The organism is Nocardiopsis listeri NBRC 13360 (assembly GCF_001570765.1).
Taxonomy (GTDB): domain Bacteria; phylum Actinomycetota; class Actinomycetes; order Streptosporangiales; family Streptosporangiaceae; genus Nocardiopsis; species Nocardiopsis listeri.
In genome coordinates this window covers 1-26,899 of the sequence record NZ_BCSH01000091.1, presented here as the reverse complement: position 1 = coordinate 26,899, position 26,899 = coordinate 1, and the positions used below count along the sequence as shown (strand labels likewise).

At 68.8% G+C, this 26,899-nt stretch carries 25 protein-coding genes; 12 read left to right on the top strand and 13 right to left on the bottom strand.

Features of this window, described 5'->3' with window-relative positions; all coding sequences use genetic code 11:
- Nucleotides 1-51: 51 nt before the first annotated feature.
- Nucleotides 52-1,032: a DsbA family oxidoreductase gene (locus NLI01S_RS22930; RefSeq protein ID WP_067608333.1), complete on the bottom strand. Its 981-nt coding sequence runs from the start codon at nucleotides 1,030-1,032 to the stop codon at nucleotides 52-54.
- Nucleotides 1,033-1,091: 59 nt separating this feature from the next.
- Here NLI01S_RS22930 and NLI01S_RS22925 point away from each other — a divergent pair, with 59 nt between their 5' ends.
- Nucleotides 1,092-1,643: a TetR/AcrR family transcriptional regulator gene (locus tag NLI01S_RS22925; RefSeq protein WP_067608330.1), complete on the top strand. Its 552-nt coding sequence runs from the start codon at nucleotides 1,092-1,094 to the stop codon at nucleotides 1,641-1,643.
- 6 nt (nucleotides 1,644-1,649) lie between these two features.
- On the opposite strand, the gene NLI01S_RS22920 is transcribed toward NLI01S_RS22925, so the two are convergent.
- Nucleotides 1,650-2,669, bottom strand: coding sequence for a LacI family DNA-binding transcriptional regulator (locus NLI01S_RS22920; RefSeq protein WP_067608327.1), 1,020 nt, complete (start codon nucleotides 2,667-2,669; stop codon nucleotides 1,650-1,652).
- A gap of 174 nt (nucleotides 2,670-2,843) precedes the next feature.
- Here NLI01S_RS22920 and NLI01S_RS22915 point away from each other — a divergent pair, with 174 nt between their 5' ends.
- Nucleotides 2,844-3,977: an endo-1,4-beta-xylanase gene (locus NLI01S_RS22915; protein WP_067608324.1), complete on the top strand. Its 1,134-nt coding sequence runs from the start codon at nucleotides 2,844-2,846 to the stop codon at nucleotides 3,975-3,977.
- A gap of 56 nt (nucleotides 3,978-4,033) precedes the next feature.
- Here NLI01S_RS22915 and pth read toward each other — a convergent pair whose 3' ends face one another.
- The 4 genes from pth to glmU form a co-directional block, all read right to left on the bottom strand.
- Nucleotides 4,034-4,669: an aminoacyl-tRNA hydrolase gene (pth, locus tag NLI01S_RS22910; protein WP_067608321.1), complete on the bottom strand. Its 636-nt coding sequence runs from the start codon at nucleotides 4,667-4,669 to the stop codon at nucleotides 4,034-4,036.
- Between the two features lie 105 nt (nucleotides 4,670-4,774).
- Nucleotides 4,775-5,359 (bottom strand): 50S ribosomal protein L25/general stress protein Ctc, encoded by a 585-nt coding sequence (locus NLI01S_RS22905; protein ID WP_067608318.1) that lies wholly within the window; start codon nucleotides 5,357-5,359, stop codon nucleotides 4,775-4,777.
- A gap of 393 nt (nucleotides 5,360-5,752) precedes the next feature.
- Nucleotides 5,753-6,721 (bottom strand): ribose-phosphate diphosphokinase, encoded by a 969-nt coding sequence (locus NLI01S_RS22900; protein ID WP_067608343.1) that lies wholly within the window; start codon nucleotides 6,719-6,721, stop codon nucleotides 5,753-5,755.
- 17 nt (nucleotides 6,722-6,738) lie between these two features.
- The gene (glmU, locus tag NLI01S_RS22895; RefSeq protein ID WP_084392826.1) at nucleotides 6,739-8,205 is read right to left on the bottom strand and encodes a bifunctional UDP-N-acetylglucosamine diphosphorylase/glucosamine-1-phosphate N-acetyltransferase GlmU; all 1,467 of its coding nucleotides are present in this window, start codon (nucleotides 8,203-8,205) and stop codon (nucleotides 6,739-6,741) included.
- 548 nt (nucleotides 8,206-8,753) lie between these two features.
- Here glmU and NLI01S_RS22890 point away from each other — a divergent pair.
- The 4 genes from NLI01S_RS22890 to NLI01S_RS22875 all read left to right on the top strand — a co-directional run bounded on the left by NLI01S_RS22890 (nucleotide 8,754) and on the right by NLI01S_RS22875 (nucleotide 12,078).
- Nucleotides 8,754-9,734: an acyl-CoA desaturase gene (locus tag NLI01S_RS22890; protein ID WP_067608312.1), complete on the top strand. Its 981-nt coding sequence runs from the start codon at nucleotides 8,754-8,756 to the stop codon at nucleotides 9,732-9,734.
- A 14-nt stretch (nucleotides 9,735-9,748) separates the two neighbouring features.
- Nucleotides 9,749-10,405: a TetR/AcrR family transcriptional regulator gene (locus NLI01S_RS22885; protein ID WP_190318563.1), complete on the top strand. Its 657-nt coding sequence runs from the start codon at nucleotides 9,749-9,751 to the stop codon at nucleotides 10,403-10,405.
- Nucleotides 10,406-10,481: 76 nt separating this feature from the next.
- A complete protein-coding gene (locus NLI01S_RS22880; RefSeq protein ID WP_067608309.1) occupies nucleotides 10,482-10,991 on the top strand; it encodes a MarR family winged helix-turn-helix transcriptional regulator in 510 nt (169 codons plus the stop codon).
- A gap of 127 nt (nucleotides 10,992-11,118) precedes the next feature.
- On the top strand, nucleotides 11,119-12,078 hold the full coding sequence (locus tag NLI01S_RS22875; protein ID WP_190318564.1) for a GDSL-type esterase/lipase family protein: 960 nt from the start codon (nucleotides 11,119-11,121) through the stop codon (nucleotides 12,076-12,078).
- Nucleotides 12,079-12,194: 116 nt separating this feature from the next.
- On the opposite strand, the gene NLI01S_RS22870 is transcribed toward NLI01S_RS22875, so the two are convergent.
- The 5 genes from NLI01S_RS22870 to NLI01S_RS22850 all read right to left on the bottom strand — a co-directional run bounded on the left by NLI01S_RS22870 (nucleotide 12,195) and on the right by NLI01S_RS22850 (nucleotide 17,241).
- On the bottom strand, nucleotides 12,195-12,680 hold the full coding sequence (locus NLI01S_RS22870) for a glutathione peroxidase (RefSeq protein WP_067608303.1): 486 nt from the start codon (nucleotides 12,678-12,680) through the stop codon (nucleotides 12,195-12,197).
- A gap of 14 nt (nucleotides 12,681-12,694) precedes the next feature.
- Nucleotides 12,695-14,482 (bottom strand): ABC-F family ATP-binding cassette domain-containing protein, encoded by a 1,788-nt coding sequence (locus tag NLI01S_RS22865; protein WP_067608300.1) that lies wholly within the window; start codon nucleotides 14,480-14,482, stop codon nucleotides 12,695-12,697.
- Between the two features lie 104 nt (nucleotides 14,483-14,586).
- Nucleotides 14,587-15,486 carry a transketolase family protein gene (locus NLI01S_RS22860; protein WP_067608297.1) on the bottom strand — a complete coding sequence of 300 codons (900 nt, stop codon included), beginning with the start codon at nucleotides 15,484-15,486 and terminating at the stop codon, nucleotides 14,587-14,589.
- Nucleotides 15,487-15,505: 19 nt separating this feature from the next.
- The gene (locus tag NLI01S_RS22855) at nucleotides 15,506-16,210 is read right to left on the bottom strand and encodes a thiamine pyrophosphate-dependent enzyme (RefSeq protein WP_067608294.1); all 705 of its coding nucleotides are present in this window, start codon (nucleotides 16,208-16,210) and stop codon (nucleotides 15,506-15,508) included.
- A gap of 83 nt (nucleotides 16,211-16,293) precedes the next feature.
- Nucleotides 16,294-17,241, bottom strand: coding sequence for a 4-(cytidine 5'-diphospho)-2-C-methyl-D-erythritol kinase (locus NLI01S_RS22850; protein WP_084392825.1), 948 nt, complete (start codon nucleotides 17,239-17,241; stop codon nucleotides 16,294-16,296).
- A gap of 262 nt (nucleotides 17,242-17,503) precedes the next feature.
- Here NLI01S_RS22850 and NLI01S_RS22845 point away from each other — a divergent pair, with 262 nt between their 5' ends.
- Complete coding sequence (locus NLI01S_RS22845) at nucleotides 17,504-19,405, top strand: serine/threonine-protein kinase (protein WP_067608335.1); 1,902 nt, start codon at nucleotides 17,504-17,506, stop codon at nucleotides 19,403-19,405.
- Nucleotides 19,406-19,474: 69 nt separating this feature from the next.
- On the opposite strand, the gene guaA is transcribed toward NLI01S_RS22845, so the two are convergent.
- The gene (guaA, locus tag NLI01S_RS22840; RefSeq protein ID WP_067608288.1) at nucleotides 19,475-21,055 is read right to left on the bottom strand and encodes a glutamine-hydrolyzing GMP synthase; all 1,581 of its coding nucleotides are present in this window, start codon (nucleotides 21,053-21,055) and stop codon (nucleotides 19,475-19,477) included.
- 102 nt (nucleotides 21,056-21,157) lie between these two features.
- Complete coding sequence (gene galE / locus NLI01S_RS22835; RefSeq protein WP_067608285.1) at nucleotides 21,158-22,171, bottom strand: UDP-glucose 4-epimerase GalE; 1,014 nt, start codon at nucleotides 22,169-22,171, stop codon at nucleotides 21,158-21,160.
- Nucleotides 22,172-22,289: 118 nt separating this feature from the next.
- Here galE and NLI01S_RS22830 point away from each other — a divergent pair, with 118 nt between their 5' ends.
- The 5 genes from NLI01S_RS22830 to NLI01S_RS22810 all read left to right on the top strand — a co-directional run bounded on the left by NLI01S_RS22830 (nucleotide 22,290) and on the right by NLI01S_RS22810 (nucleotide 26,703).
- Nucleotides 22,290-23,510 (top strand): sensor histidine kinase, encoded by a 1,221-nt coding sequence (locus NLI01S_RS22830; RefSeq protein WP_067608282.1) that lies wholly within the window; start codon nucleotides 22,290-22,292, stop codon nucleotides 23,508-23,510.
- Nucleotides 23,507-24,202, top strand: a complete 696-nt coding sequence (locus tag NLI01S_RS22825; RefSeq protein ID WP_067608279.1) for a response regulator — start codon at nucleotides 23,507-23,509, stop codon at nucleotides 24,200-24,202. Before NLI01S_RS22830 ends, NLI01S_RS22825 begins: the two co-directional genes overlap by 4 nt.
- Nucleotides 24,203-24,299: 97 nt before the next feature.
- Nucleotides 24,300-25,199, top strand: a complete 900-nt coding sequence (locus NLI01S_RS22820) for an ABC transporter ATP-binding protein (RefSeq protein ID WP_067608276.1) — start codon at nucleotides 24,300-24,302, stop codon at nucleotides 25,197-25,199.
- A complete protein-coding gene (locus NLI01S_RS22815; RefSeq protein ID WP_190318562.1) occupies nucleotides 25,199-25,960 on the top strand; it encodes an ABC transporter permease in 762 nt (253 codons plus the stop codon). The genes NLI01S_RS22820 and NLI01S_RS22815 overlap by 1 nt, the downstream gene beginning before the upstream one ends.
- Nucleotides 25,957-26,703, top strand: a complete 747-nt coding sequence (locus tag NLI01S_RS22810) for an ABC transporter permease (RefSeq protein WP_067608270.1) — start codon at nucleotides 25,957-25,959, stop codon at nucleotides 26,701-26,703. The genes NLI01S_RS22815 and NLI01S_RS22810 overlap by 4 nt, the downstream gene beginning before the upstream one ends.
- The last annotated feature ends 196 nt before the right edge of the window (nucleotides 26,704-26,899 follow it).

Below are 26,899 nucleotides of genomic sequence, written 5' to 3'. Positions count from 1 at the left end.
ATGGGCTCCCTCGCCTCATGCTCAGACCACGCACCCCTGGGAATTACTCATCTAGGCCAGAGTCGGGTCCATCACCGCGGCCAACCGCAGGTGAGGTCGGGCCGACTCCCGCTCCCCTTGGCGCTGGAGCGTGCGTCCCAGCAACAGATGGGCGTAAGCGTCGTCGGCCCCCTCGGAGACGAGTTCCTCCAGGGCACGGCGGGCACGCCCCAGCTGGGCCGAGTGGAAGTAGGAGCGCGCCGCCAGCAGGCGGACCGCCGGGTCCGAACCGTGCTCGTCCATGAGCGGGCCGAGCAGTTCGAGGGCGCCCAGCGGGTCCCGCAGGGCGAGCAGGGCCTCGGCCCGTCGCATGCGTTCCACCTCCTCGGGCAGCTCACGAGGTCGCCGGGCGGCGGCCTCGGTCAGGAAGTCCACGATCAGCGCCGGGTCCTGTGCCCCGGTCAGGGACATCCCGTTGACGACGAAGGTCGGGGAGGTGCGTACCCCCTCGGCCTTGCCGATGAGCAGGAGTTCACGCACCCTACGGTCACCGGCCTCGGCCCCCGGCCCACCGCCCCGGTCGAAACCGGCGTCGGCGGCGATCGCGGCCAGCACGTCGTGGTCGGCGATGTCACGGCCCTCCACGAAGTGGGCGCGCAACAGCCGTTCCATCACCGCGTCCTGGAGCGCGGGGCCACCCTCGTCCTCGGCCAGGGCCAGCAGACGGTGGGCGTCGTGGGTGTTGGCGCGCCAGGCGGCGCCCCACTCTCCATCGATGCCTTCGGCCGCGGCCAGTTCGGACACCTGGAACAGCTCGCCATCGACGGCGTCCTCGGATGCCGGACCGCAGGACCGAATGGCCTCCTCGACGAAGGGGTCGCGCATGACCTCGTCGATCGGCTCGGAGACGGCGGGAGCGGTGGGGTCGATTCGGTAGGGACGCCACACGACCTCGGCCGACTCTCCGGTCCAGCCCTCGAGCGCCCTCTCCAGACGGCGCTTGCCGATGTACGCCCAGGGGCAGACCGGGTCCGCCCAGATCTCGATTCTCATGTCGCCAAGATAAACGACACACGTTGCTAAAGCAACACCTGTTGTTTATGCTGTGAGTCATGAACTCCGACGATCCCCGGGTACGCCGGACCCGCCAACGCCTGCGCACCGCGCTGTTGTCCCTGGCCACGGAACAGGAACTCGCCACCGTCACGATGGCCGCCGTCGCCCGCCGGGCCGAGGTCAATCGGGCCACCGCCTATCAGCACTACGCCGACCTGGACGGACTGGTCGCCGACGCCATGGAGGACGCGGTGGCGCACGTGGCCCGATGCGCGGTGCTGTGCCCGCTCGACACCCCCGACGACGCGACCCCCGAGCCCCTGGTCGACCTGTTCTCCCATGTGATGGAGAACGCCGTGCTCTACCGGCGGATGTTCGCCGAACGCGGCAGCGCCCGCTTCCCCGAACTCCTGCGTGAACGTGTCGCCGGCGCACTGGTGTCGGGGTTCGCCGAGGGGCGGCGTCCCGCGGCGCATTCGCGGGTCCCCCCGGAACTGCACGCATCGTTCGTGGCCGGCGCACTGGTGGGCGCGGTCGCCTCCGCGGCCGACGGTGACCGCTCTCCCGCCGTCGACGCCCGCGACACCTGGCTCCTGCTCACCCGCTGACCCGGGTCAACGGTTCGGAGGCTTGGTGCTGTCGCGGACCACGAGCCGCGTGGCCAGTTCGATGCGCGAACTCTCGATGTTCTCGTCCCGGACGATCCGCTGGATGATGCGCACCGCCATCCGACCCATGTCCGCCAAGGGCTGACGGACCGTGGTCAGGGGCGGCGAGGACCAGCGCGCCTCGGGCAGGTCGTCGAACCCGACCACGCTGACGTCGTCGGGCACTCGGAGCCCTCGCTGTCGCAACGCCTCGTACACGCCAAGGGCCATCTGGTCGCTGGAGACGAACACCGCCGTGGGCGGGCTTCCTCCCCCGAACAGCTTCTGACCGGCCCGGAAACCCGATTCGTAGGTGTACTTCCCCGAGGCGATGAGGGAGTCCTCCACGGCGAGCCCGGCCATCTCCAGGGCGGCCCGGTACCCGTCCATCCGGGCCCGGCTGCACCACAACTCCGGGCGTCCCTCCACGAAGCCGATGCGTCGGTGACCCAACTCGATGAGGTACTCGGTGGCGCTCAACCCGCCCGACCAGTTGGTGGCACCGATGGTGGGGGTGGCCAGGTCCGGGACGCCCACGGCGTCGATGACGACGGCCGGCACCTTCAGGTCCCGCAGCTCCTCGTTCAGCGAGGGGTCCAGGTCGGTCGTGACCAGGATGACGCCGTCGCTGACCCGGGAACGGACGTTGTCCAGCCACTGTCGGGCCGAGGTCGCCCTGCGATGTATCGCCGAGACGACCACCCCGGCGCCCGACTGGTGGGCGACGTCCTCCACCCCGCGGATGATCTCCACCGCCCACGGGCTGTCCAGGTCGTTGAAGACCAGGTCGATCAGGCCGACACGTTCCTTCGACCGCTGCCCGCGACGTCGGTAGCCGTGCGTGCGCAACAGCTTCTCGATTCGCTCCCTGGTGGCGGGAGCGACGTCTTCGCGGCCGTTGAGGACACGAGAGACCGTGGGGGCCGAGACTCCGGCCTCCGCTGCGATGGCGGAGATGGTGACGTCTCGGGATGGGGTGCCGACCACTGATCCTCCTTGGTACCCACCCAGAGTACGAGCCTCATGGGGCCACCGTCCCCGGAATTCCTCCCGCGTAGGGGTCTTGACGCTCACCGGGCCCCGATCTACTGTCCATTTCCACTCATGTTTCGAAATATTGCCGAAAGGTTTCGAGACCCGACCCTCTGGAGTACCCCCGCCATGAGACGAGTACGAACGTCGACGCTCCTGGTCGGAGCCGCGGTCGCGACCCTGGCCGTACCTCTGTCCCTCTCCCCCGCCCTTTCGAACTCCCACGCCCGACCGGCCCAAACCGTCGGGAACGCCCAGCAGACGACCCTGGGCGACGCCGCCCCGGACGGCCTGGTCATCGGCAGCGCCGTGGCCGGAGGTGGACACCACAACGACCAGGACTACCCCGACCCCTTCACCGGCGACGCCCCCTACCGGGACCTGCTGGCCACCGAGTTCACCTCGCTGTCGGCGGAGAACCAGATGAAGTGGGATCACCTTCGACCGAGCCGGGACACCTACGCATTCGACGACGCAGACGCCATCGTCGAGTTCGCCCGAGCCAACGGGCAGGTCGTGCGCGGTCACACCCTCCTGTGGCACAGCCAGAACCCCGAATGGCTGGAGAACGGCGACTTCACCGACGAAGAGCTCCGCGACATCCTGCGGGACCACGTCGAGACCGTCGTCGGACGCTACGCCGGACAGATCCAGCAGTGGGACGTGGCCAACGAGATCTTCGACGACAACGGGAACCTGCGGACCCAGGACAACATCTGGATCCGCGAACTCGGCCCGGAGATCATCGCCGACGCGTTCCGTTGGGCGCACGAGGCCGACCCCGAGGCCGAGTTGTACCTGAACGACTACAGCGTGGAGAGCGTCAACGCCAAGAGCGACGCCTACCTCGCGCTCAGTCGGGAGCTGCTCGCCGACGGTGTACCCCTGCACGGGTTCTCCGCTCAGGGCCACCTGAGCCTGCAATACGGCTTCCCCTCCGACCTGGAGGACAACCTGCGCCGCTTCGAGGAGCTCGGACTGGGCACCGCGCTGACCGAGGTCGACGTGCGCATGCCCCTCGCCGAGGGCGCGGAGCCCACCGAGGAGCAACTCCGCCGACAGGCCGACTACTACGCGCGGACCCTGCAAGCCTGCCTCGACCTGGACTCCTGCGGTTCCTACACGGTCTGGGGCCTGCCGGACAAGTACTCCTGGGTCCCGGTGACCTTCGAAGGCGAGGGCGCCGCCACCGTCTACTGGGACGACCTGACCACCAAACCCGCATACGACACGCTCCTGGAAGCCCTGATCGACGCCTCCTGAGATCGTGCCCGGGCGGGGACCGTGCTCCGGGCCCCGTCCCCGCCCGGGACCATCGATCAAGCGGCGGTGTGGAAGACGTTCTGCGCCTTGCCCAGACCATCGGTCAGGATGGTACGGACCGCGTCGGCCGCCCGATCCACGTTCAGGTCCAGCTCACGGCTCTCGGTGGCGGAGAAATCGCGAAGGACGTACGCGGCCGGGTCCATCCGACCGGGGGGACGCCCCACGCCGAAGCGCACCCGAAGGTAGTCGGGACCGCCCAGGGAGGAGGTGGTCGACTTCAGCCCGTTGTGGCCGCCGGAGCCCCCGCCCTTCTTCAGCTTCAGGGCCCCGTAGTCGATGTCCATCTCGTCGTGCACGACGATGGTCCGCTCCATGGGGACCTTGTAGAACTTCGCGAGTCCGGTGATCGGGCCCCCGGACAGGTTCATGAAGGTACGAGGCTTGGCCAGGACCACGGCTGCACCATCGATTCGGGTCTCGACGACCTCGGCGTGCGCCTTGTGGGCCTTCCAGCGCTCACCCTTGTCCGCCGCCAGCGCGTCCACCACCATGAAGCCGGCGTTGTGCCGGTTCCCCGCGTACTTGGGGCCGGGGTTGCCCAACCCCACGACCAACCATCGCTCGGTCTCGGCCATGTCCTCGTCGTCCCTGCTCTTCCTGACACCCGACCTGCTCAAAAAGCCCCACATGTCGAACGACCCTATCGAGACGTGTCCGGGCACCGAAACGCCGAACGCGCGGACCCCTGGGGGCCCGCGCGTTCGGCGTCGAACATGTGGTGACGAAGCACCGACCTACTCGGCGGCCTCGGCCGCTTCGGCGTTGGTCTCCGGCTCTTCCTCCACGCGGGGCGCGGAGACGGTGAGCACGGTGGTCTCAGGGTCGTCGACCAGGGTGGCACCCTGGGGAAGCTCGACCTCTCCGGCGGTGGGAACGGCACCGATCTCCATGCCCTGGATGTCGAACTCGACCTGGTCGGGGATGTTGTGGGCCTCGACCTCGACGCGCACGGTCACCAGCTCCTGGTTGAGAACGCCCGGAGCCTTGACCTCGCCGGTCAGGACCAAGGGCACCTCGACCTCGACCTTCTGTCCCTTGGAGACGACCAGCAGGTCGACGTGCTCCAGGAAGCCCTTGATGGCGTCGCGCTGCACGCTCTTGGGCAGGGCGAGGTTGTCCTTGTCCAGGCCTTCGAGGCGCAGGAGGACGTTCGAGGTCTTGAGGGCGAGCATGAGCTCGTGGCCCGGCAGGCTGAGGTGGCGGGTCTCGGTGCCGTGGCCGTAGAGGACGGCCGGCACCTTACCCGCGCGGCGGGCGCGACGAGAGGCGCCCTTGCCGAATTCCGTGCGGGGCTCGGCAGCGATACGTACCTCGGACACGACAAAACTCCTCGGGTTCAACCCCGCGATACGGGGAACACGACTCCATTAGTACGAACGATTCTCGCCTGCGGCGGAGAATACGGCGGGGTCGCCCATCTGGTTGGGGACTCGACCACCCAGGTTCCAGGCGTGCCCGGCGAGCCGCCACCGGACCCCAACGGCCCGGGAACGCTCGTCGCGCACCCCTGCCCGTGTGGGTTTACCAGATGGGGAACACACACGGGAAGCGTGCGCATCCATCCGGGCACGGGGACACTCGGTCAAGTCTACTGCTTCTGGTGACGACTCCGTACATCCCCCACCGGGGCCCACCCTCGAAGCGGTGGACCCCGGTGGGGTACGGGCGTTTCGGCGCCTGAGAGGGCCTCCGACGTGAGGCCGTTCTCTCACTCAGTCGAACAGGCTGGTCACCGAACCGTCGGTGAACACCTCGTTGACCGCACGGGCGATCAGCGGGGCGATCGACAGCGTGGTCAGCTTGTCGAAGCAACGCTCCTCGGGGATGGGAAGCGTGTTGGTGACGACGACCTCGGAGATACGGGAGTTCTGCAGACGCTCGGCGGCCGGACCCGAGAGGACGCCGTGGGTGGCCGCGACCAGGACCTTCTTGGCGCCCTGCTCGAAGAGGGCGTCGGCGGCCTTCACGATGGTGCCGCCGGTGTCGATCATGTCGTCGACCAGGACGCAGACGCGGTCCTTGACCTCACCGACGACCTCGTGCACCTTCACCTCGTTGGCGATGTCCGGGTCACGACGCTTGTGGATGATGGCCAGCGGCGCGCCCAGACGGTCGGCCCAACGGTCGGCGGTGCGCACACGGCCGGCGTCGGGGGAGACCACGGTGATCTCGGAGTGGTCGACCTGGGCACCGATGTGGTCGGCCAGGATCGGCAGCGCGAACAGGTGGTCCACCGGCCCGTCGAAGAAACCCTGGATCTGGTCGGTGTGCAGGTCGACGGCCATCATCCGATCCGCGCCCGCGGTACGGAACAGGTCCGTCATGAGGCGGGCGGAGATGGGCTCACGACCGCGGTGCTTCTTGTCCTGGCGCGCGTAGCCGAAGAACGGGGTCACCACGGTGATCCGCTTGGCGGAGGCGCGCTTGAGCGCGTCCACCATGATCAACTGCTCCATGATCGACTCGTTGATCGGGTCCGCGTGACACTGGATCACGAAAGCGTCGGACCCTCGCACCGACTCCAGGTAGCGAACGAAGATCTCGCCGTTGGCGAAGGTGTCGAACCGGGTGGGGACCACCTCGATCCCCAGCTCCTTGGCCACCTCATCGGCCAGCGCGGGGTGCGTGCGCCCCGAGAAAAGCATCAGTTGTTTCTGCCCGGTGGCCTTCATCCCGGTCACGTGATTCTCCCCCACAGTCACTGCTCGTCGGCGTCGGCGCCCGCGCGCCGTTCCGCCTGCTCCGCCGCTTCGGCGGAGGCTGTTCCCGAACGCTTGCGAAGCGTCCAGCCCTCGACGTTACGCTGCCGGTGTCCCTCGGAAACGGCCAGGGCTCCCGGCGGAACGTCGTCGCGGACCACGGTCCCGGCTCCGGAGTAGGCGCCATCGCCCACGGTCACGGGCGCGACGATGGTGTTGTCGCTGCCGATGCGCACGTGGTCACCGATGGTGCTCCGGGACTTGTCGACCCCGTCGTAGTTGACGAACACCGAGGAGCAGCCGATGTTGCTGCCCACACCGATGTCGGCGTCGCCCACGTAGGTCAGGTGCGGGATCTTCGATCCGGCGCCCACGTTCGAGTTCTTGACCTCGACGAAGGCCCCGGCCTTGGCCCGCTCGGCCAGGCGGGTGCCCGGCCGAAGGTAGGTGTAGGGACCGACCTCGGCCCCGGGACCGATCTCGGCGCCGTCCGCGGTGGTCTGGCGCACCACCGCGCCGTCACCGACGACGGTGTCGCGCAGATCGGCCCCGGGACCGATCTCGGCGTCCTCGCCGATGCGGGTCGTGCCGTACAGCCGGGTGTCGGGGTGCACCACGGTGTCGCGACCGATGACGACCTCGGCCTCCACCCAGGTCGTCGCGGGGTCCATGACGGTGACCCCGGAGAGCATGAGGTCGTGCAGGAGACGATCGTTGAGCAGACGACGGGCCTCGGCGAGCTGGGCGCGGTTGTTGACGCCCTGTACCTCGTGCCAGTCGTCGGCGACCCACGCGCCGACCCGGTGACCGTCGCCGCGGAGCAGACCGACGACGTCGGTGATGTACTCCTCACCCTTGGCGTTGTCACTGGACAGACGCTGGACGACCTCGGTGAGCAGGGCCGCGTCGAAGGCGTACATGCCGGAGTTGATCTCGTCGATGGCGAGCTGCTCGGGCGTGGCGTCGGACTGTTCGACGATCTCGGTGAACTCGCCGTCGGCGTCGCGGACGATGCGGCCGTAACCGTGCGGGTCGGGGACCCGGGCCGACAGGGCCGTGACGGCGTTGCCCTCGCGCTCGTGTTCGGCGATCAGACCGACCAGGGTCTCGCCGCGCAGGAGCGGGGTGTCACCACAGGTGAGAACGGCGGTCCCGGTGAGCTCGAGCCCTTGCCGGGCCAGGTCCTCCAGAGCCATGCGCACCGCGTGACCGGTGCCGTTCTGTTCCTCCTGGATGGCGGTGGACGCCTCCGGGGCGACCCGCGCGAGGTGCTCGGTGAAGTGTTCACGCTTGTGGCCGAGCACCACCACCGTGTGTTCGGGATCGGTCGCCCGCGCCGCTTCGAGAACGTGGCCGAGCATGCTGCGACCGCCGATCTCGTGCAGCATCTTGGGGAGCTTGGACTTCATCCGGGTGCCCTCTCCCGCGGAGAGGACGATGACGGCAGCCGGGCGTTTCACGCTCACTGAAGGAGACCCCTCGTGATAGCTGGCACTTGAACAGTCGGCTCACCCTTCGGCGGCGCGTCCCGCATGCCGAGCGGGCGGCCGTCGGATGACCGGCGGCCGACATGGGAAGGATACATGCGCGTCATGAGCGCTCTTCTGCGGTGGCGCACGTGGACGGTGAGGCCGTTTTCGAGCGCCGTGCGGCGGTCCCACGGGACATGGCGGAGAAAGGCCACCCGAATGGGGCCGCGGCTCGTGTGACCCACACGATCGTGTGGTCACGGTCTCAGGCCTGACGGCGGATCGCTCCCGGACCAGGGCTCGAACCTGGACGATGGGGACCAAAACCCCACATGCTGCCGATTACATCATCCGGGAACGCGACGGGCGGTCCGCCCGTGCGTCCGCCACCAACATAGCGCCTTTCACGGAGGACTTGCCAAACCTACGGGGTCGTAGGTTACGGTTACGTAGGAATAGGTTGGGCCGTCCCGCCGGGTACACCAAACCCCTGTGACGCCGTTCTGACCAGCGACGACGTTTCCTGCGACGAGGTGTGCAAGACCATGACCGCTGCCCCTGAAGTTCCCGCCGAAGACACCGAGAGCACCGTGACACGCGCCTCCAAACGCGAGCCGATACCCGAGTACGAGCCCGAACCGAGGGGCAAGGCCGAGCGCTACACCGTCTTCGCGTTCGTGTTCGTCCCGCTGCTCGCCCTGCTCGCCGCGGTGCCGTTCTTCTGGGGCTGGGGCCTGTCGATCACCGACATCGTCATCGCGACGGTCTTCTACGTGATCAGCGGCTTGGGCGTCACCGTCGGCTACCACCGTCACTTCACGCACGGTTCCTTCAAGGCCAAGCGCCCGCTGCGCATCGCGTTGGCGGTCGCCGGCAGCCTCGCCATCGAGGGCAGCGTCATCAAGTGGGTGGCCGACCACCGTCGCCACCACAAGTACGCGGACGCCGAGGGCGACCCGCACTCGCCGTGGCGCTTCGGCGACGACTGGAAGTCCGTGGCCAAGGGCATGTACTACGCGCACATGGCGTGGATGTACCTGGACGAGAAGAAGACCTCGCCGCGCCGCTTCACCCCGGACCTGCTCAAGGACAAGGACGTCGTCCTCGTCGACAGGCTGTTCCTGCCGATCGTGCTGTTCTCGCTGTTCGCCCCGGCCGCCATCGGTGGCCTGGTCACCATGTCCTGGTGGGGCGCGATCACCGCGTTCTTCTGGGCCGGCCTGGTCCGCATCGCCCTGCTGCACCACGTCACCTGGTCGGTCAACTCCATCTGCCACACCATCGGCGAGGAGAACTTCGAGGTGCGCGACCGCTCCCGCAACGTGTGGTGGTTGGCCATCCCGTCCTTCGGTGAGTCATGGCACAACCTGCACCACGCGGACCCGACCTGCGCCCGCCACGGTGTACTCAAGGGCCAGGTCGACATCTCCGCACGGGTCATCTGGGCGTTCGAGAAGTTCGGTTGGGCCACCAAGGTGCGCTGGCCCAACAACGAACGACTCGCCGCCAAGCGGGTCAAGGTCTAGGATCGGTAGCCATCATGGGAGCAGCCGACAGCGAACAAGGGACCCGCGTGCGCCGCAAGCGCATGACGGGCAAGGAGCGTCGGCAACAGCTGTTGGGGATCGGCCGGGAGCTGTTCGCCGAACGAGGGTTCGACGCGACCTCCGTTGAGGAGATCGCCGCGCGGGCGGGCGTGTCCAAGCCCGTGGTGTACGAGCACTTCGGCGGTAAGGAGGGCATCTACGCCGTCGTCGTGGACCGGGAGATGCGCACGCTCCTGGACATGATGGGCGAGGCCCTCACCGCCGACAACGCACGGAACAAGATCGAGAAGGCGGCCCTGGCCCTGCTGCGCTACGTCGAGGAGGACAGCGTCGGTTTCCGGGTGCTCACCCGCGACTCCCACGTGGCCTCCAGTACGGGCAGTTTCGCCAGCCTGATCAACGACATCGCCAGCCAGGTCGAACACATCATGGCCGACGAGTTCGACGAACGCGGTTACGACCCCGGCCTCGCCCCCATGTACGCGCAGGCACTCGTGGGCATGTGGGCGTTGACCGGCCAGTGGTGGCTGGAGGTGCGCAAGCCCAAGCGCGAGGTGGTCGCTGCCCATCTGGTCAACCTGGCCTGGAACGGGCTCTCCTCGCTGGAGGCCAAGCCGAGGCTGGACACGCGCCGCAAGCGCCCGGTCTGAAGGACGTCGACGGTGGGGCGGGTACGTTTTGTGTACCCGCCCCACTATCTTGATGTCAAGAGATAGGCTGTGTCCCATGCGCGATGAGGTGGATGGGCTCTTGGAGGCGTGGCGCTCCCAACGGCCGGACGTGGACGTGTCACCGCTAGAGGTGTTCAGCCGGGTGTCCCGGCTCGCCCGCCACCTGGATCGTGCCCGGCGAACCGTGTTCACCGAGCACGCCCTGGAACCCTGGGAGTTCGACGTGCTCGCCGAACTGCGTCGCTCCGGGCCGCCCTACGAGCTCAGCCCCGGCCGTCTGCTGCGCGCCACCCTGGTCACCTCCGGCACCATGACCAACCGGGTCGATCGTTTGACCGCCGCCGACCTGGTGCGCCGCCGCCCCGACCCCGCGGACAAACGCGGTGTGCTGGTGCGACTCACCGACAAGGGCGCCGAACGCATCGACGCCGCGCTGGCGTCCCTGCTCAGCTACGAGGAGACCCTGCTCGCCCCCATGCCCGCCGCCGAACGCGAGCAGCTGGCATCGTTACTGAGATGCCTCTTGGCCCCCCTCGACAGGACGCCATCGAGCCAGCAAGGCTGATTACTCGGCGGTATCCACCCACTCACCGGGAGTCCGTCTCCGGGCGCGCGAGTCAATTGCCACTACAGGGTCTTGGTTGGAGAGCATTGTGAGAATCCGGTGGACGGCCGCGATCGCCGCGGCGCTGATGGTCGCGGGATGTTCCGGAGGGGGTGGCGAGGAGGAGACGAGCACCTCCACGCAGAGCCACTACCTCTCCCTGGGGGACTCGTTGACCGTCGGCGTACAGCCCGACGAGTCCGGCACCCAGCGTGAGACCCCGGAGGGGTACACCGACGTCCTGTACCGCACTCTGAAGGACGCCGACTCCACGCTTCACCACGAGCGCATGGGTTGCGGTGGTGAGGACACCACCACGTTCATCGAGGGCGGGATCGCCGGCTGCGACACCCGCTACGAGCAGGGTTCCCAGTTGGACGAGGCCGTGGACTTCCTGGAGGAGCACGAGGGCCGGGTCGGTCTGGTCACCCTCACCATCGGCGCCAACAACTTCACCGACTGTGTGGAGGGCCTCGCCCCCGAGACCGGGAGCAGGACCGAGCTCGACATCGACGACGTCGGCCTGGACCGGGACTGCGTCGACGACGGCCTCGAGCGGTTGGAGAGCGAGGTCCCGGTGATCGCCGAACGGCTCACCGACGCGGCCGGTCCGCAGGCCCAGATCGTCGCCATGACCTACTACAACCCCTTCCTCGCCCTCTCGCTACTGGAGGAGAACGAGGAGAGCGGCGGGGACGCCGAGGAGTCCGAGGACGTCTCCGAGGACCTCCCGGAGGCGAACGCGGACGAGGTCGCCGAGGACGCCGAGTCGGGCGTGGCGCACGGCACCGTCGAAATCATGGAGGACGTCAACGACTCCCTCACGGCCACCTACCAGGCGGCCGGGATCGACGTCGCCGACGTCGACGAGGTGTTCGACGGCTCCAACACCACCGTGCCCGACGACAGCGACACCGGGATGCCGGTCAACCTACAGAAGGTCTGCGACCTGACCTGGATGTGCAACACCGTCCAGGGTCCGGACATCCACACCAACCTCGCCGGGGCCCAGGAGATCGCCGAGGTCTTCCGCGAGCGGGTCCGGTAGTACCTCTTGGTCCGGTGGCGCCATCGGGCTCGTCCTCGTGCCCGGCCGCGACGTCCCTGAAGCTCACCGAGGCCGAGGTCGCCGAGCTGGACGCCGTCTCCAGCCCGTTCGCCTGATCAGCGAGGCAGCGCACCCTCGATGAGGGTGACGATCTCGGGGGCGTCGGGGACGGTCGTGGCGCGGAAGCGGTGAACGGCGCCGTCGGGCAGGACCAGGAACTTCTCGAAGTTCCACCTGACCCGCCCGGCGGCGCCGTTGTCGTCCGAGACCTGGGTGAGTTCGGCGTAGAGGGGGTGCCGGCCCCTGCCGTTGACCTTGACCTTGCCGCTCATCGGGAAGGTGACGCCCCAGGTCATCGAGCAGTACTCGGCGATCTTGTCGTCACCGCCGAACTCCTGGAGGAACTGGTTGCTGGGAAAACCCAGAACCGTGAAGCCACGGTCGGCGTAGCGCTTGTGGAGCTCCTCCAACGCGCCGTACTGCGGGGTGAGACCGCACCGGGAGGCGACGTTCACCACCAGGCGCACCTTCCCGGCCCACTCACCGAAGGTGGTCTCGCGCCCGTCGATCAAGGTCACCGGGACGTCGTCCAGTTCCGCCACGTCACTCCCTCGTGTCAGTCTCCGACGATTTCGGCCTGTTCCAGCCAGACCATCTCCAGCTCGTCCTTCTCGCCGGCGAGGGCCTTGGCCTCCGCGTCGAGCTCGGCGAGCCTGGTGTAGTCCTCGGCGGCCGCGGCCATCTGTTCGTGCAGCCGGGCCTCCTGCTTGGCGATCTTGTCCATCCGCCGTTCGACGCGCTGCATCTCCTTCTGGGCGGCGCGACGCTCGGCCGCGGAGACGGCCGGTGCTTCGTCCTCGGCCCGCTTCTCCGCGGCGGCCGTCTCGGAGGCGCCCAACGGCACGCTGACGTCGCCGGCGCCGGCGGCGCGGCGGTCCAGGTACTCGTCGACCCCGCCGGGCAGGAACGCCAGGGAGCCGTCGCCCATCAGGGCGAGCACACGGTCGGTGATGCGCTCCAGGAAGTACCGGTCGTGGCTGACCAGCACGAGGGAACCCGGCCAACCGTCGAGCAGGTCCTCCAACTCGGTGAGCGTCTCGATGTCCAGGTCGTTGGTGGGCTCGTCCAGCAACAGCACGTTGGGCTCGTCCATGAGCAGACGGAGCAGCTGGAGTCGGCGGCGCTCACCACCGGACAGGTCACCGATCGGGGTCCACTGGCGCTCGCCCTGGAAACCGAACTTCTCCAGCATCTGACTGGCGGTGTAGTCCCGCTTGCCGATGGTGATGTGCTCGCGCACGTCCATGACGGCCTGGAGGGGGCGGGCGGTGGGGTCGAGTTCGGTGACGTTCTGGGACAGGTGCGCGAGCTTGACGGTGCGACCGGTCCGCACGGTCCCGGAGTCGGGTTCGCGCTCCTCGGCGAGGATCTTGAGCAACGTGGACTTGCCCGCGCCGTTCACGCCCACCAGACCGACCCTGTCGCCGGGGCCCAGCTGCCAGGTGAGGTGATCCAGCAGGGTACGGCCCGGGATCGAGTACGACACGTCCTTGAGGTCGATGACGGTCTTGCCCAGCCGGGAGGTGGCGAAGCGCATCAGTTCGACGGTGTCGCGGGCCGGCGGCTCGTCCGCGATGAGCTGGTTGGCCGCCTCGATGCGGAACTTGGGCTTGGACGTGCGCGCGGGGGCGCCTCGGCGCAGCCAGGCCAGTTCCTTGCGCATCAGGTTCTGCCGGCGGTCCTCCGCGGCGGCGGCCTGACGGTCGCGTTCGGCCTTGGCGAGCACGTAGGCCGCGTACCCGCCCTCGTAGCGCTCGACGGAGCCACGCCCGACCTCCCAGGTGCGGGTGGTGACGGCGTCGAGGAACCAGCGGTCGTGGGTGACGACCACGAGCGCCTCGGGACGTCCGCGCAGATGTGCGGCGAGCCAGGCGATGCCCTCGATGTCGAGGTGGTTGGTGGGCTCGTCCAGCACGATGAGGTCGTGGTCGTCGACCAGCAGGCGCGCCAGCCCGGAACGACGGCGCTCACCACCGGAAAGGCCCGACATCGGCAGGTTCAGGTCCCAACCACCGAGCAGCCCCTTCAGGATGTCGCGAATGCGCGCGTTGCCCGCCCATTCGTGCTCGGCCAGCCCGCCGAGCACGAACTCGCCGACGGTGGTTTCGGGGAAGTCGTCCCGCTGATGCAGGAACCCCACCCGTAGTCCGCGGTTGTGCACGACGCGGCCGGAATCCGGCTCGGTGATCGCGGACAGCACGGAGATCAGCGTGGACTTACCACCGCCGTTGCGGCCGACCACGCCGATGCGTTCGCCCTCGTCCACGCCAAGGGACACCTTGTCGAGGAGTACGAGCGGCCCGTAGGCCAGGGACACGTCCTGAAGGTTGACCAGATTCGTCATCACCCTCCATTGTGCTGCCCCCGCGAAGGTGCGCGGACCGCGCACCGGGGAACGCCCGGGGCCGCACCACGCAAGGCCCCGGGCGGGTTCACGGGGAGGAACCCCTACACCAAGAAGAACTCCCTGGCGGACTTGGCGATTCCCTCGGTGTCCAGGCCGTGGGAGCGGGCGTGCTCGGTGGGGGTGCCGTAGGCGCGCAACTCGGCGTCACGGGGCACGCCCAGGGACAGTTGACGATGTCGCCGGTCGGCGAGCGACTCGGAGACCTCGTGCGCGGACGTCCCCCTCAGGTAGGGCTCCACCAGAAGCACGTCGGCGTTGCCCGCGGCGGCGGCCAGTACGCCGAGTCCCTCACGGTCGAAGGGGCGCACGGTGGAGGTGTAGGCGACCGTGACGTCGAGGTCGGCGGTGGCCTCCAGGGTCCGGTCCAGCATCGGACCGACCGCCAGTACGACGCCGGCGGAGCGGGACGACCCTGTGCGCACCACGTGCAGCCGGGGCCGTACGGGCAGCGCGGCCCGGTTCGAGGTGTTCGACAACCTCAGGTAGACGCGGTGGTCCCCGGGGAGGTCCTGTTCGAGGGCGTCTCGAACCTCGTCGGGGTGTCCGGGCACCCTCACGGTCCAGCCGGGGAGGGTGTCGAGGACCGCGACGTCCTCGGGTGCCTGGTGGGTGCGGCCCTCCTCGGCGGCGTCGTAGGAGCCGCCGATGCTCACCAGGATCGCGCCCACGTCCTGGTGGCCCAGGCCGATCTTGAGCTGTTCGAAGGGGCGCTCGACGAGGAACGGCGCGTAGCTGTGCGCGATCGGGCGCATGCCGGTGAGCGCGAGGCCCCCGGCCACGTCGATCATGGCCTGTTCCCGGATGCCCAGGTTGATCACCCGCCCCGGGTGCTTGAGCGACGAACGGCGGAACATCCCGGCGGAGATGTCGGCGAGGACGACCGCGGTACGGGGATCCTCGTCCATGGCCTCGTTGACGGTGGCGGCGAAGGTCTCACGCATTTCTGGGCTCCTCGGCTTCTCAGTTGCGGACTCGCGCGACGACGGCCAGGGGCCGGCCGCTCCGGGACGGGACGAAGGCGTCGTGGAGGGCGGTGTGGTCGCGCCCGTTCACCTCACGGGCCTCCCAGCCCTCGACCTCGAATCGACGGCCGATCCCGCCGGGCCAGCCGTGGGTCGCGGAGTCGTTGTCGATGGCCACGACGGTGAGGTTGTCCACACCGAGCCGGCCGGCGGCGGCGATGGCCTCGTGGTTGCTGCCCTCGTCGAGTTCGCCGTCGCCGACCAGCACCACCACGCGTGGTTCGGTGCCGTCGGCCCGACGGATCCGCTGGGCGCGCAGGCCCAGGGCCATGCCCAGCCCCAGCGGCATCCCGTGTCCGAGGGAGCCGCTGCCGATCTCGATCCCGGGCACCAGGACGCGGTCCGGATGGTGGCCCAACGGGGAGTCGAAGGTGGTCCAACCCCGCAGGGTGGGCACGTCGAGGAAGCCCTTGGCGGCGAGCACCGCGTAGTAGGCGGCGGGCCCGTGTCCCTTGGAGAGCAGGAAGCGGTCACGGTCCGGCGCCTCGGCGGTGTCGGGCGTGACGTCGAGGACACGGTCGTAGAGCACCCACAGGACGTCGAGGGTGGACGCGGAAGCCCCGTTGTGCTTCTCGTCCCCCTCCATCAACCCGATGAGCGCCGGAAGGTCGGCGTACCTGGAGAACGCGGCTGTGATCGTCATACGGCCCAGTGTTCGACCTCAACAATGGTTTAGGTCAACCCGAGCGAAAGGCCCGACCACCGAAAAATCGACCGTGATTTACGTCACAGAATCGTGGCGCCGGGGACGTCACCGTCGGCCGCCACGACCTGCTCGCACAGTCCGGTGCTCCGCAACGCCGCCACCACCGCCGCCTCACGTTCGGCGACCACCGACGGAACCTCGTCCCCGCCCACGAGGAACGCGCAGGTCGGTCCGGAACCGGACACCAGGGCACCGAGCGCTCCCGCGCCGCGCCCGGCCGTCAGGGTCCGTTCCAGTTCGGGCAGCAAAGACAGGGCGGCGGGCTCCAGGTCGTTGCTCAACGACCGACCCAGCGCCACGGCGTCCCCGTCGGCCAGCGCCTTCGCCAACTCCGGGTCCGCTCGGGGGGTGGGCGCGTCCGGTCGCAACCGGTCGTACTCGGCGAACACGTCCGCGGTGGACAGGCCGCGCCCGGACAGGGCGAACACCCAGCGATAACGGCCCGGACTCGCCATCGGCTCCAGGATCTCGCCACGGCCGGTCCCCACCGCGGTGGCGCCGACCAGGCCGAACGCGACGTCGCTGCCCAGTCGGGCGGCCGACTCCAACAGACGCTCACGCGACAGCCCACAACCCCACAGGCGATCGCAGGCCACCAGCGCGGCGGCGGCGTCCGCGCTGCCCCCCGCCATGCCACCGGCCACGGGGATGTTCTTCCGCAGGTGGATGTCGACCGGCCCGCCTCGGCCGGTCTCCCGCGCCATCGAGAGGGCGGCGCGGGCGGCGAGGTTGCTCTCGTCCAAGGGCACCCTGGCCAGGTGTGACCCCATCTCACCGCCCGCGGTGAGGGTTACGAGGGGGCTCTGCCGACGCGGGTACGCGTCCTGGACGGTAACCTCGTCGAACAGCGAGACGGCGTGGAACACGTTGACGAGGTCGTGGAATCCGTCCTCGCGGCCGGGCCCTACCGCCAACTGGAGGTTCACCTTCGCGGGGACCCGCACGGTTACGGTGGTATTAACGGTCACGAGTCCCCAATCGTAAAGGAACCCCCACCTTGCGTGAACACACACCCCGGAACGGGGCCCACGGTGTTCACCGGCTTCGATCAGCGCGAGGATCCGCGCCTCGGAGTTCGACCGAAATCCATGCCCATGGACTCGCTACCACTGTCATGTCAGTTTCCGCCCGCCCTCGAAGCGGCCCAATCCGGCCTACGAGTGGGAATCCGGGCACAAACACCGCTACCTTGGGGCAAGGCGGAGTTTGGACACCGTCGGGGAGGGTCGCTTGCCGTCGGATGGGCTCCCGAAGAACCTGGAACCGTTGGCCGCCGGAGATCCGGCCACCATCGGTCCCTATGTGCTGTCCGGGAAGCTGGGCAGCGGTGGCATGGGTACCGTCTACCTGGGCAGCACGCCCGAGAAGAACACCCATGTAGCCATCAAGGTGATCCGCCCGGAGCTCGCGTTCGACGAGCAGACCCGGGCGCGTTTCCGTGACGAGATGGAGAACGCCCGCAAGGTCGCCTCCTTCTGCACCGCCAAGGTGCTCGACCACGGGACGTTCGAGAACCGTCCCTACATGGTGACCGAGTACATCGCGGGCACGGCCCTGGCCGAGCACATAGCGGAGAACGGTCCCCTGGACTCCTCGACGCTGCACGGCTTCGCCTTGGGCGTGGCCGCCGCGTTGGCGGCCATCCACCGCACCGGGCTGGTCCACCGCGACCTCAAGCCCGCCAACGTGCTGCTGTCCATCTCCGGTCCTCGGGTGATCGACTTCGGCATCGCGCGGGCGATGAACACCGCCACCAACCACACCCAGACCGGCATCGTCATGGGCAGCCCCGGCTGGATGGCTCCCGAACAGTTGCTGGAGGAGAAGGTCACCACCTCGGCGGACATCTTCGCCTGGGGTTGTCTGGTGGCCTTCGCCGGCAACGGCACGCACCCCTTCGGCAACGGCGACGCCATGACGCTGGGCAAGCGGGTGCTGTTCGCCGAACCCCAGATCAGCGACCTGGACCCGCCGCTGGACCGGCTGGTCGCTCGAGCCCTGGCCAAGGAACCCGGTCGTCGGCCCACCGCGCAGGACCTCCTGTTGGAGCTCGCGGGTGGTGAAGAGGCCGGCAACCCCAACGACATGGTGTCGCACGCCCTGCACCAGTCATGGCGGCCCAACCTGCCACCCGGCCCACCCGGCATGCCGCATCCGGCGCACCAGACCGCGACGGGCATGCGTCATCCGGCCCCCGGCCAGTACCAGGCGGCGGCACCCACGGCTCCGCCCGCGCACCAGAGCGGCAGCTTCACCCACCCGCCGCAGCAGGCGCCCCACCAGCCGCCCCGACAACCACAGCAGGCCCCTCCGCAGCAGCACGCGGCGCACCCTTCGACCGGTCACCCGGCGCCAGCGGTGCCGCCCGGGCCGCAGGGACAGCCCCACCCCGCCCATCAGGGGCCTCCGCCCGCGCATCACCCGGCCTCCACCGGACCCATCCCGATGGTGCCGCCGCCCGAACAACAGCGGGGCCCGCAGCCGTACGTCCCGCCGGTGCCCCCGCCGCCGCACCGCCCCACCGCCCCTGGCAGGCACGGCACCTTCTACTGGGGTGTCATCGCGGCCGCCATCGCCCTGACGGTGGCCCTCGCCCTGCTGGTCCTGCTCGCCATGAACGGCGCCTTCTCCCCGGACCAGAACCAGGGGGACGAGAGCAACGACCCCGGGGCCACGGCGGAGGGCTCGGAACAGGAGGGGGATCCCCAGGCCGGACAGGCCCCGGAGGAACCCGCGCCCACCGACGAGAACGGCGCGGCGTTCTCCGCCGACGAATCGGTCCGCTACCAGGTCGAGGACCTCTCCTGCGACAAGGAGCTGCCCGGGCGTTCGACCCCCTCCGGCGGCCGTTACTGCGTGATCGAACTGACCCTGGAGAACAGGGGCGACACCCCGATCGACTTCGGTTCCGACAGCCAGAAGCTGGTGACGGACGACAAGCGTTGGCTCAACTCGGAGTCGCCGACCGCCACCGAGGCCAGGACCAGTCTGTGGGGAACGATCGATCCGGGTGAGGCCGGTGTGGGTCCGCTCGTGTTCATCCTGACCATGGACGAACTCCCCGAGACCCTGGAACTGTTCCACGACCCGGATCAGAATCCGACCAGCATCAGACTTCCCGTCCCCGAATAACGGACACACGAACGAGGGCGGGGTCCGGCGCGTGCGCGCCGGTCCCCGCCCTCGTTCCACCGGGGAGTCCTACTCCCACTCGATCGTGCCCGGGGGCTTGCTGGTCACGTCCAGCGTCACCCGGTTGATCTCACGGACCTCGTTGGTGATCCGGTTGGAGATCAGGGCCAGCACGTCGTAGGGAACCCGCGACCAGTCCGCGGTCATGGCGTCTTCGCTGCTGACGGGGCGCAGCACGACCGGGTGGCCGTAGGTGCGGCCGTCGCCCTGCACACCCACCGAACGCACGTCGGCGAGCAGCACCACCGGGCACTGCCAGATGTCGCGGTCCAGCCCGGCGCGGGTGAGCTCCTCCCGGGCGATGGCGTCGGCCTCACGCAGGATCTCCAGCCGCTCGCGCGTCACCTCGCCGATGATGCGGATGCCCAGGCCGGGGCCGGGGAAGGGCTGACGCCACACCATCTCGGAGGGCAGGCCCAACTCCTCGCCGACCCGACGGACCTCGTCCTTGAAGAGCTCGCGCAGCGGCTCCACCAGGGTGAACTGCAGGTCCTCGGGAAGGCCGCCGACGTTGTGGTGCGACTTGATGTTGGCGGTACCGGAACCGCCGCCGGACTCCACCACGTCCGGGTAGAGGGTGCCCTGCACCAGGAACTCGACCTCGGAGCCGCCCTCGCCGCTCTCCTCGACAACCTCGCGGGCCGCCTGCTCGAACACGCGGATGAACTCGCGGCCGATGATCTTGCGCTTCTCCTCGGGGTCGGTGACCCCGGCCAGTGCGGTGAGGAACCGCTCCTCGGCGTCGACCACCTTGAGCTTGGCGCCCGTGATCGCCACGTAGTCCTTCTCGACCTGCTCGGCCTCCCCCTTGCGGAGCAGGCCGTGGTCGACGAACACACAGGTGAGCTGCTCGCCGACGGCGCGCTGGACCAGTGCGCCGGCCACCGCGGAGTCCACACCGCCACTGAGGGCACAGATGACGCGCTTGTCGCCGATCTGGGTGCGGATGCGCTCCAACTGCTCCTCGACGATGTTCACCATCGTCCAGGTGGGGCGGCAGCCGGCCCCCTCGTACAGGAAACGGCGCAGCACCTCCTGGCCGTGCTCGGTGTGCATGACCTCGGGGTGGAACTGGACGCCGAACAGACGGCGCTCGGTGTCCTCGAAGGCGGCGACCGGGGCGCCCGACGTACCGGCGATGCTCTTGAAGCCGTCGGGGGCCTGCACCACGGAGTCACCGTGCGACATCCACACGTTCAGCTCCGAGGGCAACCCCTCGAACAGCACCGAGTCGGCCGTGGTCGACATCCGGGTGCGGCCGAACTCACTCAGGTCGGTCCGATCGACGACCCCGCCCAGGGCACGCGTCATCGCCTGGAAGCCGTAGCAGATACCGAAGGTCGGGACCCCGGTCTCGAACAGCTCGGCCCCCACGTTCGGGGCCCCCTCGGCGTACACCGAGGACGGGCCGCCGGAGAGAATGATGGCCTTGGGTTTCTTGGCGAGCATCTCCTCGACCGGCATGGTCGAGGGCACGATCTCGCTGTGCACGTGACACTCGCGGACCCGTCGCGCGATCAGCTGCGCGTACTGCGCACCGAAGTCGACGACGAGGACGGTGTCGAACGTGCTGTCAGCAGCAACGGACACGACGGAGGACCTTCCGCAGAAAAATCGGGATGTCTCTCCAGTCTAGGGCGTTGACCATGTTCGGGGCGCCCGCTCGGGTATGCGAACCGGCACGCCCCAGGCTCAGCCCGCGAAACCGTTCGGATTGGTCGATTGCCAGCGCCAGGCGTCCCGGCAGGCGTCGTCCACGGTCCTCTCCGCCTTCCAACCCAGTTCGCTCGCGGCCGCGGCGGGATCGGCGTAACAGACGGCGATGTCTCCCGACCTGCGACCGACCACCTCGTACGGGATGGTGTCGCCGGTCGCGCGTTCGAAGGCGCGCAGGCCCTCCATGACGGAGGTCCCGTGCCCGGTGCCGAGGTTGTAGACCCGGTGTCCGGGTGCGTCGGCCAGGTGGTCGACGGCGGCCAGGTGCCCGGCGGCCAGGTCCACCACGTGCAGGTAGTCGCGCACCCCGGTGCCGTCGGGGGTGTCGTAGTCGTCGCCGTAGACGCTCAGTTTCTCCCGGCGCCCGGCGGCGACCTGGGCGATGTAGGGGAAGAGGTTGTTCGGGATCCCCTGGGGGTCCTCACCGATCAGACCACTGGGGTGCGCGCCGATCGGGTTGAAGTAGCGCAGGGAGATGATCCGCCAGTCGGATTCGGCGGTGGCCAGGTCGTCGAGGATGCGCTCGGCGAACAGCTTGGTGCTGCCATAGGGGTTGGTGGTGGACAGGCCGGCGTCCTCGGTGATGGGCACCCGCTCCGGGTCGCCGTAGACCGTGGCCGAGGAACTCAGGACCAGGTCACGGACACCGGCGTCCCGCATGGTCTCGCAGAGGGTGAGCAGCGCGTCCAGGTTGTTGCGGTAGTAGCGCAGGGGCTGCCGGACGGACTCGCCCACGGCCTTGAGCCCCGCCAGGTGGATGACCGCGTCGACGTCGTGCCGGTCGAAGACCGCCCGCATCGCCTCGGGGTCGGTGCAGTCGGCCCGATGGAAGGTGAGGGCGCGACCGGTGATCCGCTCCACCCGACGCAGGGACTCCTCGTGGCTGTTGACCAGGGAGTCGACCACCACCACCTCGTGTCCGGCTTCGAGGAGCGCGACGGCGGTGTGGGAGCCGATGTACCCGGCGCCACCGGTGAGCAGGACGTTCATCGATCCATCCCCAGGAGGTGAGGGTGCTGCTGACCCCTCCAGGATAGGCAATGCCCCGGCCACGGTTCGTACCGTGGCATGAGGACCTCCGTCGCGGCGCTCTGTAGCGTGTGGAACCATGTCCGCCCCGTCCCCGCGTTCGTTCGCCGCCCGCGCGAAGTCCTGGTCACTTGCCCACGTGTTCTTCGTGGACGTGCTCTGGGCCCTGCTCTGGTTCGTCCTGATGGTGGCGACCTGGCCGTTGGCGTCGGCCTCGCCCACGGACTCCGCCGCCTACCTCGCCCTGGCGGTGGGGTGCTGCGCGACGTTGAGCGCGCGCCGGGTCCGCCCACTGACCGCGTTGGCGGCACTGGCGGCGCTGTTGGCGGTCCAGGTGCTCTGGATGGAGCACTTCACCACCCTGTCGGTGATCTGCGTGCTGGTCGCCACCTACACCTCGCAGACGGAGTTGTCGGCGTGGTGGCGTCGCGTGGTCCTGGTCCTACTGCTCCTGGGCACGGCCGTGTCGGTCCTGTTCATTCCGGAGCTCTTCTACACGGAGAACCTCGGGGTCAAGATCACCTCCCTGTTGTCCGCCTGGACGACCCTGCTGCTGTTCGCCCTACTCGGCACCGTGCGCAGGCACAACCGGGAGGAGGTCGACCGGCTCCGAGAGCACACCCGGTTACTACGGGCCAAACGTGAACAGGAACTGAGGTTGTCCGCCCTGGGCGAGCGCACCCGCATCGCCCGGGAGATGCACGACGTCCTCGCGCACTCCCTGAACGTCATCGTCGCCCAGGCCGATGGTGGCCGCTACGCCGCGCGATCGTCCCCGGATGCGGCGGTGACCGCGTTGGAGACGATCGGTCGAGTGGGTCGAGAATCCGCCGGCGAACTGCACAGACTGCTGGGGGTGCTGCGGGAGGACCGAGAACGCGAGCTCTCCCCCATGCCCGGTCTGGGCGAGCTGCCCGTCCTGGTGGAGGAGTACCGGCGGACGGGTCTACGTGTCCGCCTGGCGCAGGAAGACCCACCCTCGCATGAGGAGTCGTCCCCGCCCACCAGCGTGGGCCTGACGGTCTACCGCCTCGTCCAACAGTCGTTGGCCAACGCCCTCGAACACGCCGGCCCGGTCGCCGTGACGGTCCACCTCACGCGCTCTTCCGGGCTGATCGTGGTCACCGTGACCAACCCGGTCGGTCCCGAGCCGCACGAACCCGGTGAAAGGGACGGAGGGCATGGTCTGATCGGTATGCGAGAAAGAATCGCCCTGCACGGCGGCACCCTGGAGGTGGGGATGGACGAGACCACCGGCCTCTGGCGGGTCCGGGCGAGCGTTCCCTGGGAGGAGACGTGATCCGGGTGGGGCTCGCCGACGACCAGCGGCTCTTCACCGCCGGGATGGCGATGGTCATCGACTCCCAACCCGACATGACCGTGGCCTGGCAGGCCATCGACGGGGCCGAGGCCGTGGAACGCCAGAGCACGGATCCGGTGGACCTGCTGCTCATGGACGTCCAGATGCCGGGGACGGATGGGCTGAGCGCCACCCGCACACTGGTGGACGCGGGTGCGCGGTGTCGGATCGTGGTGCTCACCACCTTCGACACCGACGAATACGTGATCGAGGGCATCGAGGCCGGCGCGACCGGTTTCCTGCTCAAGAACACTCCCCCGGAGGAACTCCTGGAGGCGCTGCGCACCGTGCACCGGGGCGATTCGGTGGTCTCGGCGAGCTCCACCCGAAGGTTGCTCCAACACGTGCGTCCGCTGCTGGTCGGTGGCTCGGGGCCGTCGGCCCTCCCTGCACGGGAGACCCGGCGGGCGTTGGAGTCGTTGACACCACGAGAACGTGAGGTCCTCACGGCGGTGGCGCGCGGGTACACCAACACCGAGATCTGTGAACTGCTGGTGCTGTCCATGACCACGGTCAAGACCCACGTCGGCAACGTGCTGGCCAAGACCGGGGCGCGAGACCGGGTCCAGGCGGTGCTGTTCGCCTTCCGCGCCGGGGTGGTGGACCGTCGGGACCTGCTCCGCGACGCCTGAGCCCCACCTCGGCCCCTGGTACGAGTCCCTTGTCGGTACCAAGGTCCGATGTGTCGCGTGGGTTCGACGGTGGAGTCTCCTCGGTGGAAGGAGCTTCATGAATCACGTCATCACCACCGATGGACTGACCAAGACCTACGGGTCGCGCACGGTCGTGGACTCCCTGGACCTGCGCGTACCCGAGGGATGCGTCTACGGGTTCCTCGGCCCCAACGGGTCGGGCAAATCCACCACGATGAAGATGTTGCTGTCGCTGCTGCGTCCCGACCGGGGAGAGATCAGCGTTCTGGGCCGCACCATGGACCGCCGCACTCGGCACGAACTCTCCCCCTTGATCGGTTCACTGATCGAATCCCCGCCGGGATACGGGCACCTGACCGGCCGGGAGAACATGGCGATCGTCCGCCGAATGCTCGGGCTCACCGAGCTTCAGGTGGAGCGCGCCGTGGCCACCGTGCGCCTGCGCGACCAGATGGACAAACCCGTTCGCGCCTACTCTCTCGGGATGAAGCAGCGGCTGGGCATCGCCATGGCGCTGGCCCGCGAACCCCGCCTGCTCATCCTCGACGAACCCACCAACGGACTGGATCCTGCCGGAATCGAGGAGATCCGTGACCTCTTGACCTCCCTGGCCGGAGAGGGCGTCACCGTGATGGTCTCCAGCCACCTGCTGGACGAGGTCGATCGAATGGCGTCGGTCCTGGGGATCCTCGGCCGAGGACGACTGATCTTCCAGGGCACCCGGGCGGAACTGTTCGACCGCAGCACACCGGATCTGATCCTGCGGACCCCCGACCCCGAACGCGTCCTGGCCCTGGGGTTGCCGGCGGTGCGCACCCACGAAGGGCTGTGCCTGACCGGGTCGAGCGACGACGACACCGCCGACCTCGTGCGACGGCTGGTCCACCACGACGTCCCCGTCCACGGCCTCCATCGGGTACGCCGCTCCCTGGAGGAGGTCTTCATGGACCTGACCGGACGCGAGGGATTGTCGTGATGCGGATGGCGGTGGGCCTGGAGGTCCACAAGACGCGCCGACTGAGCGTGTGGGTGTTGTGCCTGGTGATGGTGATCGCCGTCGTCGCCCTGTCGGGGATGAACCTCTTCTCCGAGAACGCCCGCGAGGGCTTCGCCGATCCGGCCGCGCAACCCTGGGAGTTCCTGCTTCTGAACCAGGTGATGATCTCGGCGATGACCTCACCGGTCCTGGTCGCGGTGCTCGCCGGACGCCAGGTGGACATCGAACACCAGGGCCAGGGGTGGTTCCTCGCCCGGGTGTCCGGTCTGGGGCCGGGGCTGTTGTGCCGGGCCAAGGCGGTCGTCTTGGGCCTGGCCCTGACACTCACGGTCGTGGCGCAGTGCGTGCTGCTCCTCATCGCGGGGCTGGTCGTCGGGATCGAGGTCGCTCCCCCGGTCGCCCTGTGGGCGCGCTACGGACTCTTCCTGCTGCTGGTGAACCTGGCGCTGCTGGGCCTGCACCTGTGGCTGGCCGCCCGGGTGGACAACCAACTCGTGGGGCTCGGGGTCGGTCTGCTGGGGGCGTTCTACGCGGTCTACGCCCTGCTGATGCCCACGTGGGTGGCCTACGTACTGCCCTGGGGCTACTACGCGGCGATCTCGCCGGTGGCGATGGCCGACGACCAATTGATCGAGGCGGCGCCCATTCCCTGGGCTTTCGCCCTGTTCCTGTGCGCCGTGGCGGCCCTGTTCCTCGGGGCGTGCCGGCACTTGGACCGAGCCGAAGGAGGTCCCGCGTGATCGTCGCCGAACTCACCAAACTGCGTCGCTCCGCCCTGTGGGTCGTCGCAGTCGTGCTGCCGGTGCTCGCGGTCATCGCGGGGACCATCAACTACGCCGCCAACCAGGGGGTGCTCTCCACCGGGTGGGAGTCCTACTGGTCCCAGGTGGTGTTGTTCTACGGCCTCTTCTTCATGTCGATGGGTGTGGCCGTGCTGGCCTCGGCCGCTTGGCGGATGGAGCACCGAGGGCACAACTGGAACCTGCTGATGGCCACTCCCGCGCGCCCCGAGGCGATCGTGGGCGCCAAGATCACCTCACTCACCATCGTCGTGGCGGCCATGCAGCTGGTCCTGCTGGCTCTGGTGGCCGGAATCGGGATGTTCGTGCTCGACCTGGAGGGCGCACCACCATGGGAGTACGCGGTCATCGCACTGTTCGGGGTGGTCGCGGCTCTGCCCGTGGTGGCCGCACAATCGCTGCTGTCGATGTCGTTCCGTTCGTTCACCGCGCCCGTGGCCTTGGGGCTGCTGGGATGCGCGATCGGAACCGGTCTGCTCTACAGCGGCCAAGGCGGTGTGGTGTCCCACCTGTTCCCCCACTCCCTGGTCACCTCGGCGCTGTTCCTGGGCAACAGCGCCGTCTCCGACGCGGCGGGACTCGACCTCGCGGTGATGGGGCCCATCCTGCTCGCCGCCCTGTCACTCACCAGCGGGTTGTGGGCGCTGTCCGCGTATCTCCTGTCCCGGCGTGACATGCGCTGATCAGACGAGCATGTGTCCGGGCGGGCATGTCCGGGCAGGCATGTCCGGGCAGGCTGGTCCGGACAGGCTGGTCCGGACGAACGCCCTACTCGAACGCCCCTGCTTCCCGTCCACTGGTTTCGTGCTGTCCGAGGGCTGTTTTGGTGGGGCGCCTCGGGCCGTGATCCTGCGGGTTGTCGGGCGGCTGTGGGGTGCG